This is a genomic window from Bradyrhizobium sp. SZCCHNR1093, from assembly GCF_032381175.1.
Classification (GTDB): Bacteria; Pseudomonadota; Alphaproteobacteria; order Rhizobiales; family Xanthobacteraceae; genus Bradyrhizobium.
Map to the genome: position 1 here is coordinate 948713 of NZ_JAUHJJ010000001.1, position 13633 is coordinate 962345.

A 13633-nucleotide genomic window follows, 5' to 3' on the forward strand; every position below is an offset into this window, starting at 1 on the left:
CTCGCTGTCGTCCCGGGACCCCCAGAAATTAGCAAGCACGCTGGAGCGACCAGCCCGTGTCACCACGTCATCCTGTGGTTATGGATCCCGGCGCTCGCCGGGATGACAGTGGTGGTGTGGCAGGCAGCTCGACCAACAGCGTCATTGCGAGCGCAAGCGAAGCAATCCAGAGTCGTGCGCGGGGCCCTGGATTGCTTCGCTTGCGCTCGCAATGACGATGGAGAGACGGCCTCAGTCCGCGCTTAAGCGTACCTGCCGTGGCAGTGCTTGTACTTCTTCCCCGAGCCGCAGGGGCAGTCCTCGTTGCGGCCGATCTTGCCCCAGGTGGTGGGGTCGTTCGGGTTACGCGCTTCGGCCGGGACCGGAGCGACGCCGGAGGACGGCACCACGGAGACGTTGGCGAAGGCCATTTCGTCCTCACCGGTGTTCGGATCGACGTGGTGCGCCTGCATCGGCGGCAGCACCGGCTGCTGCTCCTCCGGCGGCACGATCTCGACGCGCATCAGTTGCGCGGTGACCGCCTCGCGCAGATGCGCGATCATGGCCTCGAACAGCGTAAAGGCTTCCGACTTGTACTCCTGCAGCGGATCGCGCTGGCCGTAGCCTCGCAGGCCGATGACCTGGCGCAGATGGTCGAGCATCACCAAGTGCTCGCGCCAGAGGTGGTCGAGCGTCTGCAGCAGGATGGTCTTCTCGACATAGCGCATCACGTCGGGGCCCCATTGCGCGACCTTGGCGGCCATGCGCTCGTCGGCATGGGTCTCGATGCGCTTGAGCAGCTCCTCGTCGGCGATGCCCTCTTCCTTGGCCCATTCGTCGACCGGCAGGTCGATGTCGAGCACGCGCTTCAGCTCCTCCTTCAGGCCGGCGACGTCCCACTGCTCGGCATAGGCGTGCTCGGGAACGTGCTTGGCGACGAGATCGTCGATGAAGGCGTGACGCATGTCGGTGATCGTCTCGACCACGCTCTCGTCCTGCATCAGCTCGACGCGCTGGTCGAAGATCACCTTGCGCTGGTCGTTCTGGACGTTGTCGAACTTCAGGAGGTTCTTGCGGATGTCGAAGTTGCGCGCCTCGACCTTCTGCTGCGCCTTCTCCAGCGCCTTGTTGATCCAGGGGTGGATGATGGCCTCGCCTTCCTTGAGGCCGAGGCGGGTCAGCATGCTGTCGAGCCGGTCGGAGCCGAAGATCCGCATCAGGTCGTCTTCCAGCGACAGGAAGAACTTCGAGCGGCCGGGATCGCCCTGGCGACCGGAGCGGCCGCGCAGTTGGTTGTCGATGCGGCGCGATTCGTGCCGCTCGGAGCCGATGATGTAGAGGCCGCCGGGCTTGGTCACGGTCTTGGCCGGCTTGGAGCCCTTGGCGGGCTCGATCTCGACGGTCTCCTCGGCCTTCAGCACGATCTCGCGGAAGCGGGCGATGTCGGCCTTGATCTGCTCGATCTTGGCGGCCTTCTCGGCCTCGTCGGTGATCCCGGCGGTCTCCTGCTGCAGGCGCATCTCGAGCGAGCCGCCGAGCTTGATGTCGGTGCCGCGGCCGGCCATGTTGGTCGCGATCGTGATCGCGCCGGGCACGCCGGCTTCGGCCACGATATAGGCCTCCTGCTCGTGGAAGCGCGCGTTCAGCACCGCGAACAGCTTGGCCGGCTTGCCGGCGCGGGCCGCCGCATAGAGCTTGTCGAGCGCACGCTCGCTGCCGAAGTCGATCTGCTTGTAGCCGTGCTGCTTGAGATAGGCGGCCAGCACTTCCGACTTCTCGATCGAGGCGGTGCCGACCAGCACCGGCTGCAACCGGGAGTTCGCCCGCTCGATCTCGGCCAGGATCGCGGCATATTTCTCCTGCTGGGTGCGGTAGACCTCGTCGTCCTCGTCAAGACGTGCGACCGGCAGGTTGGTCGGGATCTCCAGCACCTCGAGCTTGTAGATGTCGAACAGCTCGTCGGCCTCGGTGGCGGCCGTGCCGGTCATGCCGGCGAGCTTGGCATACATGCGGAAGTAGTTCTGGAACGTGATCGAGGCCAGCGTCTGGTTCTCGGGCTGCACCGGCTGGTGCTCCTTGGCCTCGAGCGCCTGGTGCAGGCCTTCGGAATAGCGCCGGCCCGGCATCATGCGGCCGGTGAACTCGTCGATGATCACGACCTCGCCGTCGCGGACGATGTAGTCCTTGTCGCGCGTGAACAGCGTGTGCGCGCGCAGCGCCTGGTTGATGTGGTGGACGACGGAGACGTTCTCGACGTCGTAGAGCGACTCGCCCTTGAGCTGGCCGGCATCGCGCAGCAGGGTCTCGATCTTCTCCATGCCGGCTTCGGTGAGCGTCACCGTGCGCTGCTTCTCGTCGACCTCGTAGTCGGTCTTGTCGAGCTTCGGCACGAAGGTGTCGATGGTGTTGTAGAACTCCGAGCGGTCGTCGAGCGGGCCGGAGATGATCAGCGGCGTGCGCGCTTCATCGATCAGGATGGAGTCCACCTCGTCGACGATCGCGAAGAAGTGTCCGCGCTGGACCATGTCCTCCAGGCGGTACTTCATGTTGTCGCGCAGATAGTCGAAGCCGTATTCGTTGTTGGTGCCGTAGGTGATGTCGCAGGCATAGGCCGCCTTGCGCTCGGCATCGTCGAGGCCGTGCACGATCACACCTGTGGTCAGGCCGAGGAAGCCGTAGATCTGGCTCATCCAGCCGGCGTCGCGGCGGGCAAGGTAGTCGTTCACCGTCACGACGTGGACGCCCTTGCCGGCCAGCGCGTTCAGGTAAACCGCGAGCGTCGCCACCAGCGTCTTGCCTTCGCCGGTCTTCATCTCGGCGATGTCGCCCTCGTGAAGCACCATGCCGCCGATCAGCTGGACGTCGAAATGGCGCTGGCCGAGGGTGCGCTTGGAGGCCTCGCGGACGGTGGCGAAGGCCGGGACCAGGATGTCGTCGAGCGTCTTGCCGTCGGCGAGCTGCTTCTTGAACTCCTCGGTGCGCGCCTTGAGCTGCTCGTCGGTCAGGTTTGCGAGCTCCGGCTCCAGCGCATTGATGGCGTTGACACGGGACTGATAGCCCTTGACGCGACGGTCGTTGGCGGAGCCGAATAGCTTACGGGCGAGCGCGCCGATCATTGCTGAAATCCTGCCTCTATGGGTCTGCGTTGCAGCCGCAACTCATGGTTTGGGTTTGCTGTTCCCGACGTGATGCACCGCAGCACCCGCGCCAGCCTCGACCTTCGGCGCCGGGCGGCGTCCGCCAGATGAGTGGGAGACAGGCAAACCAGGGTTCAACGGCCAAAAACGCAGCAAAATAAGCGCTATCGCCCTTGAAGCGACCGGGGAGAGATATGGCTGGGGGGGAACGTTGTCAACGGCGCCCGACAGCCGGGCCGTCGCCGCCCACCTGTCGCCGATTTCACGAAATTGACAGACTTTTCGCGTTGCCAAGGCACGGCGATTGGGCGAGTGTCCCGGCCGCCCTGAGGCCTCCCCCCTCGAGCCCCCTCTTCTCAACAAGGATTTTCCATGACCACGTCGTTCCCGGTTACGAAAACCGGCCTGCGCTTCGGCCTTGCCACCGCTCTCGCCGGAAGTCTCGCGTTGTCCCTGCTTGCCGCGCCCGCACGCGCCGCCGACGATGCCAACCCGGTGCTGGCCAAGGTGAACGGCGCCGAGATCCGCAAGAGCGACGTGACGCTCGCCGAGGAGGAGCTCGGACAGAGCCTCGCGCAGATGGATCCGGCGACCAAGGACGAGAACGTCCTGTCGTTCCTGATCGACATGAAGCTGGTCGCCAAGGCGGCCGAGGACAAGAAGGTCGCCGACAGCGAGGAGTTCAAGAAGCGCCTCGCCTTCACCCGCAACCGGCTGCTGATGGACAGCCTGCTTGCCAGCGAGGGCAAGGCCGCGACCACGCCGGACGCGATGAAGAAGGTCTACGAGGAGGCCGCCAAGCAGATCGGCGGCGAGCAGGAGGTGCACGCCCGCCACATCCTGGTCGAGACCGAGGACGAGGCCAAGGCCGTCAAGGCCGAGCTCGCCAAGGGCGCCGATTTCGCAGAACTCGCCAAGAAGAAGTCCAAGGACCCCGGCGCCTCGGACGGCGGCGATCTCGGTTTCTTCACCAAGGAGCAGATGGTGCCGGAATTCGCCAACGTCGCCTTCGCGATGGAGCCGGGCAAGATCTCGGACCCGGTGAAGACCCAGTTCGGCTGGCACGTGATCAAGGTCGAGGAAAAGCGCAGCCGCAAGCCGCCGGAGTTCGACCAGGTCAAGAGCCAGATCGAGACCTACGTCACCCGCAAGGCCCAGGCCGACTATGTCGGCAAGCTGCGCGAGACCGCCAAGATCGAGCGCCTGGACAAGCCCGCTGGCGACGCTGCCAAGCCGGCGGAGGCGAAGCCCGCTGATGCCAAGGCCGCCGAGCCGGCGAAGAAGTAAGCGGCTCGGCTACTTGGCTTGAGGCGCGACATGGTCGCGTCATAAATGGTGTCGTCCCGGCGAAAGCCGGGACCCATACCGCGTGATGTTTGAAACAGGCACGTGGCCGATACCGGGGCTCCCAACTGGACCCTGTGGTTATGGATCCCGGCGTTCGCCGGGATGACAGCAGTGGGTGCAGTGACATCCACTCCCACAACGACGACCGAGATGATACAGAGCGCTTCCCGCTCATCCTCTGCCGGAAGCTCTCGATGTCCTCAGCCGTCTCCCCGCTCGCCCCCACCGATGTCCCCGACATGCCCGCCGTTGCGGGCGTCAAGCTCGCGACCGCGGCGGCCGGCATCCGCTACAAGAACCGCACCGACGTGCTGCTGGCGCTGCTCGATCCCGGCACCGCCGTCGCCGGCGTGTTCACGCTGTCGAAATGCCCGTCGGCGCCGGTCGAATGGTGCCGGGCCAAGCTGAAGGGCGGCAAGGCGCGCGCGCTGGTGGTCAACTCCGGCAACGCCAACGCCTTCACCGGCAAGACCGGCAAGCAGTCGACGGCGCTGACGGCGGCGATCGCCGCCAAGGCGGTCGGCTGCAAGCAGGACGAGATCTTCCTCGCCTCGACCGGCGTGATCGGCGAGCCGCTGGATGCGACCAAGTTCGACGGCGTGCTCGAGGGGCTCGCCGGCACCGCCAGCCCAGAGGACTGGATGGGCGCGGCGCGCGCCATCATGACCACCGACACCTTCCCGAAGGTCGCGACCGCGACCGTCAAGCTCGGCAAGGCCAAGGTGACGATCAACGGCATGGCCAAGGGCGCCGGCATGATCGCGCCCGACATGGCGACGATGCTGTCGTTCATCTTCACCGATGCGCCGATTTCGGCACCCGCGCTGCAGGCCCTGCTCAAGGCCGGCGTCGAGGACACCTTCAACGCGGTGACGATCGACGGCGACACCTCGACATCCGACACGCTGCTCGCCTTTGCCACCGGGACCGCCGCGGCGAAGGGCGCACCGAAGATCAGCCGCGCCAGCGATCCGCGCGCGAAAGCGTTCGTGAAGGCGTTCAATGCCGTGCTGGCCGACCTCGCCGAGCAGGTCGCGCGCGACGGCGAGGGCGCCCGCAAGCTGGTCGAGATCATCGTCGAGGGCGCCAAGAGCAAGCCGTCGGCGCGCAGAATCGCGATGTCGATCGCCAACTCGCCGCTGGTCAAGACCGCGATCGCCGGCGAGGACGCGAATTGGGGCCGCGTCGTGATGGCGGTCGGCAAGGCCGGCGAGCCGGCCGACCGCGACAAGCTCTCGATCTCCTTCAACGGCATCCGCGTCGCATCGAAGGGCGCGCGCGATCCGTCCTATGACGAGACGGAAGTCTCCGAGGCGATGAAGGCGCAGAAGGTGCAGATCAAGGTGGCGCTCGGCCTCGGCAAGGGCCGCGACCGCGTGCTGACCTGCGACCTGACCAAGGAGTATGTCGCGATCAACGGCGACTACCGGTCCTGATTCCGCAACCGACCGCGGCGGGGAAGCGCGCAAGGCCGGCGCGCTTCCGGGCCAAGTTGATCAGCTCGCGATCCGTGCGTCGGCGACCGCCTTCTGGAACAGCGCCTTCATCGCCTCCGCGATGCCCTGCGTCGGCGACACCTCGAAATAGAACCCGTCCGATGCGCAGGCCTGCATCTTCTGCGCGATCTCGCTGTTCGGCGACGGGCCGAACGGCCCCTTGTTGAAGGGATCGATCCAGCTCATGTACCAGCTGTTGGTCGGCAGCTGCAGATAGGTGGTGTAGAGCACCGCGATCTTGATGCCGCGGTTCTTGAGCGTGGTGCAGAGCGCCGGATTGATCGGCGACTGGCAGCGGTTGCCGCTGGCCTTTGGCTTCAGGCAGGCGGCGTTGCTCTCGTCCGCGACGCCATCGGAGACGAAGAACAGGTATTTCAACGGCGAGCCGGTGGTGCCGTCGCCCGGCGTCGAGATCTCGTTGTTGATGGCGGGGAACACCGTGGTGAATGGCGTATCCTTGTCGGCCGTGTAGGAGTCGTTGTTGCCGTAGACGCCCATCAGGTCGATGTTGCCTGCGGCGCTCTTGGCGCTGGACAGGCTCGACGACAGCGAAAACAGCGCCCGCAATCCGATCGTCTTCGACGCCGCGCCGAAATCGTAGATCGCCATGCGGAACTGGTTCGTATAGGTCTGCGTCTGCTGCGCCGTGTCCATCAGCTGCTGGGTGGCGCTGCGCAGCACGTCGATCCGGGTGGTCACGTTGAGCGTCTTGGCGAGATTGTAGTAGTTGTTGGAGTCGTTGTAGTCGTGGCAGGCGAAGGCGCATTTGTCGGAGGTCGCATTGACCATCTTGGTCACGTCCGCCGGCGTCGCCGCCACGCCCATCGACGGCGAATTGTCGAGCAGCAGGTAGAAATCGATGTATCGCGGCATCGAGGCCTTCGCCGTCGACGAGCCGTTCAGGGTCATGGTCTTGAACCCGACGATGTTCATGAACATCATGGGCACGGTGGCCGAGAACGACACGGTGGCGCTCAGCACCGAGCCGGCCTTCTTCACCTCCGGCGTCAGGCTGGTCAGCGTATAGCCCGATGTGCCGGACATGTTGCCGTTGAAGATCTTCGCCGCGTCGTCATTGCCGGCGGCGATCACCCCGTCCGAGGTCATCGCGCCCGCGGCGATGAAGGCCGGCGCCGTCCGGGACACCGCGCCGACCGATGCGGCGTCGACCGCCGCCTGCAGCTTGGCGCGCATCTGGTTGGCGCGGCTGTAGTCGACACCGCAGCCGACCGCCGTGATCAGCGGAACGCAGACGATGGCGAACGTCACCGCGACGTTGCCGCTGACGTCGCGGCGAAGGCGGGCAAGCAGGCTGGATACAATTCGCATGAATGATGCCTAACGAGCCATGAGGGGGTCACGGCGTTCACCCGTGAAAATACGCGGGCGGCCATTAAGGTTGGCTTATTTCAACCGTGGAAACGGGGCTCAAAACGGCCTAGGTTAAAACTCCCTCAACAGGCGCGCCTGGTTCTCGGACCGGCCCATCCCTCTCGAAACCCGATCGGACCATGCCCGACCTGAAACTCACGCTCGTGGTCGCCTGCGCGCTCGTCGACGCCGACAATCGCGTGCTGCTGGCGCAGCGGCCGCCCGGCAAGGCGCTCGCGGGCCTCTGGGAATTTCCCGGCGGCAAGCTCGAGCCCGGCGAGCGCCCGGAAGCCAGCCTGATCCGCGAGCTCGACGAGGAGCTCGGCATCACCGTGCGCGAGGCCTGCCTCGCGCCGCTGACCTTCGCCAGCCACGCCTATGAGACGTTCCATCTGCTGATGCCGCTCTACATCTGCCGGCGCTGGGAAGGCCTGGTGACCGCGCGCGAGGGCCAGCAACTGGCCTGGGTGCGGCCCAACAAGCTGCGCGACTACCCGATGCCGCCCGCGGACATCCCGCTGCTGCCGCATCTGATCGACTTGTTGATGTGAGCCGCGGCGATAGCCTCACGCTCACGCGTCATGCGCGGGCCTGACCCGCGCATCCATCTACATTTCGGACTCTTCAAGAGGGATGGATCGCCGGGTCAAGCCCGGCGATGACGAGAGTGGCTATTCATCCGCTCCCGCGCGAGGGCTCCGCTTCACTGCCGCCTCTAGGCTCGCCGTCGCCGAACCCGGCTTCAGCGGCTTCTGCTGGCTCTCATGCGGGGCCCAGCCTGACAGCCAGATGATGTCGAAGGTGGCGCGGATGCGGCCGTCGGGATCGGCGAAGCGCTCGGCATAGATCTCGGCCATGCGGAGCAGGGTGGCGCGGCGCGTCGGCGTGCGACGGCGCTCGACCAGGCTGTTGGTCGCGCCCATGCGGCGGAGATCCTGCATCAGGCCGAGCGCGCTGGCATAGCGGACCACGACGCGGTCGACGTCGGTGACGGGTAGCGCGAAGCCTGCACGCTGCAGCAGACCGCCGACGTCGCGCAGATCGGCGAACGGCGCGACGCGCGGTGAGACGCCGCCCTCGCACTCTGCCTCGGCGGCGGCGAAGGATTGCCGGAGCTCGGTCAGCGTATCGCCGCCGATCATCGCCGCCAGCAGCAGACCATCGGGGCGCAAGGCCCGGCGAATCTGCACCAGCAGTCCGGGCAGATCGTTGACGAATTGAAAGGCCAGCGCCGACAGCGCGAGATCGAGCGATTGCGCGGCCAGCGGCAGCCGCTCATCCGCCGTTTCGGGCGCAGCGATATGTGCGAGCTGCGAGAGGCGTCCCGAAAGATACGGCTTCAAGCCCGCGGCCGGCGTCCAGACGTCGGCAGCCGCGGTGAAGGACCGGTTCACTGCCGCAAGCCGATCCTCGATGTCCTCCGCAACGCGCTCCAACAGGAAGGTCTCCGGCGCTGCTGCAGCCCGCCGCTGCCTGAGCGCGAGCAAGCTGCGATCGAACAGAACGGGAGTGGTGACGGACTGGATCATTGGGTCTGGTTACGCCGATCCTCGCGGCCGGGCAATGCACCGCTTGAGCAGCGTGGGTTGCGGCGCTAGCCTCAATACATGGGTGTGACGTTTGCTCCAATCAGCGTCGGACGACTTCGTGCAGCCGTAGGCGCGCTGCACGGCGGTCTCGCGCATGTCGCGAAATTCGCGCTCGACATTGCACTGCCGACCTTGTGCATCGCCTGCCGCGAGCCGGTCGACGGCGAGGGCGTCTGTCCCGCCTGCTGGGGCAAATTGTCGTTCATCGAGCGGCCGTATTGCCCGAAGCTCGGCATCCCCTTCGTCTACGATCCCGGTCCCGAGCTGCTGTCGATGGAGGCGATCGCGGCGCCGCCGGCCTATGCCCGGGCGCGCGCCGCCGTGCGCTATGACGAGGTCGCGCGCACCCTGGTGCATCAGCTGAAATATCAGGACCGCACCGATCTGGCGCCGATCATGGGCCGCTGGATGGCTCGCGCCGGCCGCGAGCTGCTGGCCGAGGCCGACCTCGTGGTGCCCGTGCCGCTGCACTGGCGGCGCGGCTTCAGCCGGCGTTACAACCAGTCCGGCGCGCTGGCGCGGGTGATCGCCCGGTCCAGCGGCGTCCGAATGCAGGGCGATGCGCTGCGCCGCGTGCGGGCGACCGAGCAGCAGGTCGGCCTGTCGCGCGCCCAGCGCGCCAGCAATGTGCAGGGCGCATTCCAGGTATCTTCAGACCGCCTGCATGACGTGCAGGGGCGCCGCATCGTCATCGTCGACGACGTGCTGACCACCGGCGCGACGGTGGATGCCTGCGCCCGCGCTCTGCTGCGCGCCAAGGCGGCCGAGGTCAGCGTGCTGGTTTTCGCCCGGGTTGTCGATGCCCCCCGCGCTCCCATATAATCTGTCGTTCCGTAACAGCTGAGCGCGACATGACCGCTGCGATCGAAATCTATACCCGTCCGGGGTGCGGCTACTGCACGGCCGCCAAATCGCTTCTGACCCGCAAGAACGTTCCCTTCACCGAGCATGACGCGGGCAAGGATCCGACGATCCGGCAGAAGATGTATGATCGTGTCGGCCCGGGCTCGACCTTTCCGCAGATCTTCATCGGCCACACCCATGTCGGCGGCTGCGACGATCTCTATGCGCTCGATCGCGAGGGCAGACTCGACGCCATGCTGGCGGGAGACAAGGCGACATCATGAGCAACGACCGCAGCTTTACCGCCGCCATGGTGCAGATGCGCACCTCGCTCCTGCCCGAGCCGAGCCTCGAGCAGGGCACCAGGCTGATCCGGGAAGCGGTCGCGCAGGGCGCGGAGTACGTCCAGACGCCGGAAGTGAGCAACATGATGCAGCTCAACCGGACGGCGCTGTTCGAGCAGCTCAAGAGCGAGGCGGACGATCCCTCTCTCAAAGCCTATCAGGCGCTCGCCAAGGAGCTGAGCATCCATCTGCACATCGGATCGCTGGCGCTGCGCTTCTCGGCAGACAAGGCCGTGAACCGCTCGTTCCTGATCGGACCCGAGGGCAACGTGCTGGCGAGCTACGACAAGATCCACATGTTCGACATCGACCTGCCGGGCGGTGAGAGCTATCGCGAGTCGGCCAACTATCAGCCGGGCGAGACGGCGGTGATCTCGGATCTGCCCTGGGGTCGTCTGGGGCTGACGATCTGCTACGACGTGCGCTTCCCGGCGCTGTATCGTGCGCTGGCCGAGAGCGGCGCCTCGTTCATCAGCGTGCCCTCCGCCTTCACGCGCAAGACCGGCGAGGCGCACTGGCACACGCTGCTGCGCGCCCGCGCCATCGAGACCGGCTGCTTCGTGTTCGCCGCCGCCCAATGCGGCCTGCACGAGAACAAGCGCGAGACCTTCGGCCACTCGCTGATCATCGATCCATGGGGCGAGATTCTCGCCGAGGGCGGCGTCGAGCCCGGCGTGATCGTGGCGCGCATCGATCCGTCGCGGGTCGAGAGCGTGCGCCAGACCATTCCTTCGCTGCAGCACGGCCGCCGGTTCGGCATCGCCGACCCCAACGCGGGTCCGGACTATCTGCACCTGGTGCGGGGCTCGGCATGATCCGCTATGCGCTGCGCTGCGAGCGTGACCACACGTTCGAAAGCTGGTTCCAGAGCTCCTCGACCTACGATTCGCAGGTGAAGCGCAAGCTGGTGGAATGCCCGACCTGCGGCTCGACCAAGGTCGAGAAGGCGATCATGGCGCCGCGCATCGTCAGCAAGAAGGGCCGCGAGGCCGTTCCAGTGCCAGTGCCGGCCTCACCAACGCCAGCGCAGGAAGTAATTCCGCCGGGATCGACCGCGCTGATGATGGCGCAGGAGCGCGAGCTGCGCGCCAAGCTCAAGGAGCTGCGCGACCACATCGTCAAGAACGCCGACGACGTCGGCGAGCGTTTCCCGACGGAAGCGCGCAAGATGCATTACGGCGAGACCGAGCACCGGCCGATCTATGGCGAGGCCTCGCTCGACGAGGCCCGCGAACTGATCGAGGAAGGCATCGAGGTCGCCCCGATCCCGGTGCTGCCGGACGATAGGAATTGAGCAATCGAGAAGGCCTCTTCGTCATTGCGAGCGAAGCGAAGCAATCCAGGAGTCGAGGACAGATTCTGGATTGCTTCGCTTCGCTCGCAATGACGGGGGAGAGATCTCGGCCTGCACTCTCTCTTTCGCCGGTGTGACGACATGTCCCCCCTCTCCTCGTCCTGGCAGCTCTGGGCCCTTCTCTCCGCGCTGTTTGCGGCCCTCACCGCCATCTTCGCCAAGGTCGGCGTCGAAGGTCTCAACTCCGATCTCGCCACGCTGATCCGCACCGCGATCGTGCTGGTGACGCTGGCCCTGATCCTATTCGCGACGGGCCAACTGACGAGCCCCGGCCCGATCTCGATGAAGAGCTGGATCTTCCTGACGCTGTCGGCGCTTGGCACCGGCGCCTCGTGGTTGTGCTATTTCCGTGCCCTGAAGCTCGGCCCCGCGACGCTGGTCGCGCCGATCGACAAGCTCAGCGTCGTGCTGGTCGCCTTGTTCGGCGTCGTGTTTCTCGGCGAACGACCGAGCCTGCAGGGCTGGATCGGCATCGTCCTGATCGCGGCCGGCGCCGTGCTGATCGCGATCAAGGGCTGACTATACTGCGATCAGCAGCGCTACCCCGGCAACGATCAGCACGATGCCACAGATCTCGCGCAGCGAAACCGGCTGCTTGAACGAGTAGTACGACACGCCCTGCGCGAACAGCACCTCGATCAGCGCGAGCGTGCGGACGTTGGCAGCCGCCGTCAGCGCGAAAGCCAGGAACCAGAATTGTGACGCGAAGGCGCCGACGAAGCCGGCCATCATCGACGGCCGCCACAGCGACAGGATTCCGCGCAGGATGTCCGGCGCGCGCGCCAGCAGGTAGACGGTCAGGATCGCGGTTTGCACGAACAGGCCCCAGACCAGCGTGTACGATGCGGCGGTCACGAAGGAGACGCCGTCGACGGTGATGATGGCGCCGCGGAAGCCGACCGCCGACAGGGCGAACGCCGCCGCCGCAACGAGGCCGGTCACGGTCGGCTTCAACTCCGCAAAGCTCTTGTCGCCACCGGGCCGAAGCGCCGTGACGACGACGCCGATGGTGGCGATCAGGATCGCGATTACCTTCGGCACCGAGAGCGGATCGCCGAGGAAGATGAAGCCGAAGATCGCGGTCTGGATCGCTTCGGTCTTCAGATAGGCCGTGGTAACGACGAAGGAGCGGTCGGTCATCGCCAGCAGCATCAGCCCGGTGGCGATGATCTGGCTGAGCGCGCCGAGCAGCAGCCACGGCCAGAACACAGAAGGCGGCCACGGCAGGTGGTCGCCGGTGGCCAGCAGCACCGCGGTCAGGAACACCAGCGAGAACGGGAAGCCGAACAGGAAGCGGATGTTGGTCGCGCCCCAGGTGCCGAGCTTCGCCGTCAGCGACCGCTGCATCGCATTGCGTGCGACCTGACCGGCCGCAGCCACCAGCGTGAAGGGAATCCAGAGCGAGGCGATGGAGAGCATGCGGGCACGGAGCGGCTGTGAAGGCCGGCCACCGTGACCAGCGCGAGGCGTCGGGTCAACAGCTCAGGCGGCAATTCAGTCGCATGTCAGGATTGCAGATCGCGGCGGGATGACAAACCACTATCTGCAGTTTGTGGTAAGCTCGCGTCACAAAGACGGTGTCGTCCCTGCGAACGCAGGGACCCATAACCACCAGCTTCAGCTAGGTTGGACAATCCATCCAAGCGATGGTGCGGCAATGTACTACGTCTATATTCTGGCGAGCGGTCGCCACGGCACGCTGTATATCGGCGTCACCAACTCGATCCACAAAAGGCTTCAGCAGCACCGCGACGGCCAAGGCTCGGTCTTTGTGAAGAAATACGGAGTTTTTCGGCTGGTCTACATCGAGACCTACAATATCGCCGAAGAAGCAATCACCCGCGAAGAGCAACTCAAGCGCTGGAAACGCGACTGGAAGATCGAGCTGATCGAACGCGACAACCTCGAATGGCGCGATCTCAGCAACCTGATCTCCTAGCGTGCCTCAAACCACTCCCTGGGGTTATGGGTCCCTGCGTTCGCAGGGACGACACCTTTGGTCGAGCGGCATCTGGCTGGACCGACGACAACCGAGAATGAAGCTGGCGAGGGGGAGCAAAGCTGTCGTCCCGGGCAAGCCCGATGACGCGACGCATCAGCGGGCGTAGACCCGGGACCCATACCGCGTGATCTGTCTTGGGGCAGGCTGCACGTTGAACCTGTCGCGCCACGG

13 protein-coding genes are annotated in these 13633 nt (G+C 65.8%); 9 read left to right on the top strand and 4 right to left on the bottom strand.

The genetic code is table 11. The features are described from left to right. Window positions 1-242: 242 nt before the first annotated feature. Window positions 243-3095 carry a preprotein translocase subunit SecA gene (gene secA, locus QX070_RS04455; protein WP_315735224.1) on the bottom strand — a complete coding sequence of 951 codons (2853 nt, stop codon included), beginning with the start codon at window positions 3093-3095 and terminating at the stop codon, window positions 243-245. A 393-nt stretch (window positions 3096-3488) separates the two neighbouring features. Here secA and QX070_RS04460 point away from each other — a divergent pair, with 393 nt between their 5' ends. Continuing rightward, window positions 3489-4403 (top strand): peptidylprolyl isomerase, encoded by a 915-nt coding sequence (locus QX070_RS04460; protein WP_315735226.1) that lies wholly within the window; start codon window positions 3489-3491, stop codon window positions 4401-4403. Between the two features lie 254 nt (window positions 4404-4657). Continuing rightward, entirely contained in the window at window positions 4658-5899 is a 1242-nt protein-coding gene (argJ, locus tag QX070_RS04465; RefSeq protein WP_315735228.1) for a bifunctional glutamate N-acetyltransferase/amino-acid acetyltransferase ArgJ, read from the top strand. Between the two features lie 60 nt (window positions 5900-5959). On the opposite strand, the gene QX070_RS04470 is transcribed toward argJ, so the two are convergent. After that, window positions 5960-7288 carry a TadE/TadG family type IV pilus assembly protein gene (locus tag QX070_RS04470; protein WP_315735230.1) on the bottom strand — a complete coding sequence of 443 codons (1329 nt, stop codon included), beginning with the start codon at window positions 7286-7288 and terminating at the stop codon, window positions 5960-5962. Window positions 7289-7470: 182 nt separating this feature from the next. Between QX070_RS04470 and QX070_RS04475 the strand changes: the two genes are divergently transcribed. Beyond that, window positions 7471-7881 (top strand): (deoxy)nucleoside triphosphate pyrophosphohydrolase, encoded by a 411-nt coding sequence (locus QX070_RS04475; protein ID WP_315735232.1) that lies wholly within the window; start codon window positions 7471-7473, stop codon window positions 7879-7881. A gap of 120 nt (window positions 7882-8001) precedes the next feature. On the opposite strand, the gene QX070_RS04480 is transcribed toward QX070_RS04475, so the two are convergent. Continuing rightward, window positions 8002-8859 carry a methyltransferase domain-containing protein gene (locus QX070_RS04480; RefSeq protein WP_315735234.1) on the bottom strand — a complete coding sequence of 286 codons (858 nt, stop codon included), beginning with the start codon at window positions 8857-8859 and terminating at the stop codon, window positions 8002-8004. Between the two features lie 78 nt (window positions 8860-8937). On the opposite strand from QX070_RS04480, the gene QX070_RS04485 reads away from it, so the two are divergent. The 5 genes from QX070_RS04485 (at window position 8938) to QX070_RS04505 (ending at window position 11979) form a co-directional block, all read left to right on the top strand. Then, window positions 8938-9741, top strand: coding sequence for a ComF family protein (locus QX070_RS04485; protein WP_315735236.1), 804 nt, complete (start codon window positions 8938-8940; stop codon window positions 9739-9741). Between the two features lie 29 nt (window positions 9742-9770). Then, complete coding sequence (grxC, locus tag QX070_RS04490) at window positions 9771-10046, top strand: glutaredoxin 3 (protein ID WP_315735238.1); 276 nt, start codon at window positions 9771-9773, stop codon at window positions 10044-10046. Further along, window positions 10043-10921, top strand: a complete 879-nt coding sequence (locus QX070_RS04495) for a carbon-nitrogen hydrolase family protein (protein WP_315735240.1) — start codon at window positions 10043-10045, stop codon at window positions 10919-10921. The genes grxC and QX070_RS04495 overlap by 4 nt, the downstream gene beginning before the upstream one ends. Continuing rightward, window positions 10918-11400, top strand: a complete 483-nt coding sequence (locus QX070_RS04500; protein WP_315735242.1) for a DUF1178 family protein — start codon at window positions 10918-10920, stop codon at window positions 11398-11400. The genes QX070_RS04495 and QX070_RS04500 overlap by 4 nt, the downstream gene beginning before the upstream one ends. Before the next feature lie 141 nt (window positions 11401-11541). Then, window positions 11542-11979 carry an EamA family transporter gene (locus QX070_RS04505; protein WP_315735244.1) on the top strand — a complete coding sequence of 146 codons (438 nt, stop codon included), beginning with the start codon at window positions 11542-11544 and terminating at the stop codon, window positions 11977-11979. Here QX070_RS04505 and QX070_RS04510 read toward each other — a convergent pair whose 3' ends face one another. Next, complete coding sequence (locus tag QX070_RS04510) at window positions 11980-12879, bottom strand: EamA family transporter (protein ID WP_315735246.1); 900 nt, start codon at window positions 12877-12879, stop codon at window positions 11980-11982. Between the two features lie 238 nt (window positions 12880-13117). Here QX070_RS04510 and QX070_RS04515 point away from each other — a divergent pair, with 238 nt between their 5' ends. After that, window positions 13118-13399, top strand: a complete 282-nt coding sequence (locus QX070_RS04515; protein ID WP_315735248.1) for a GIY-YIG nuclease family protein — start codon at window positions 13118-13120, stop codon at window positions 13397-13399. Window positions 13400-13633: the final 234 nt, after the last annotated feature.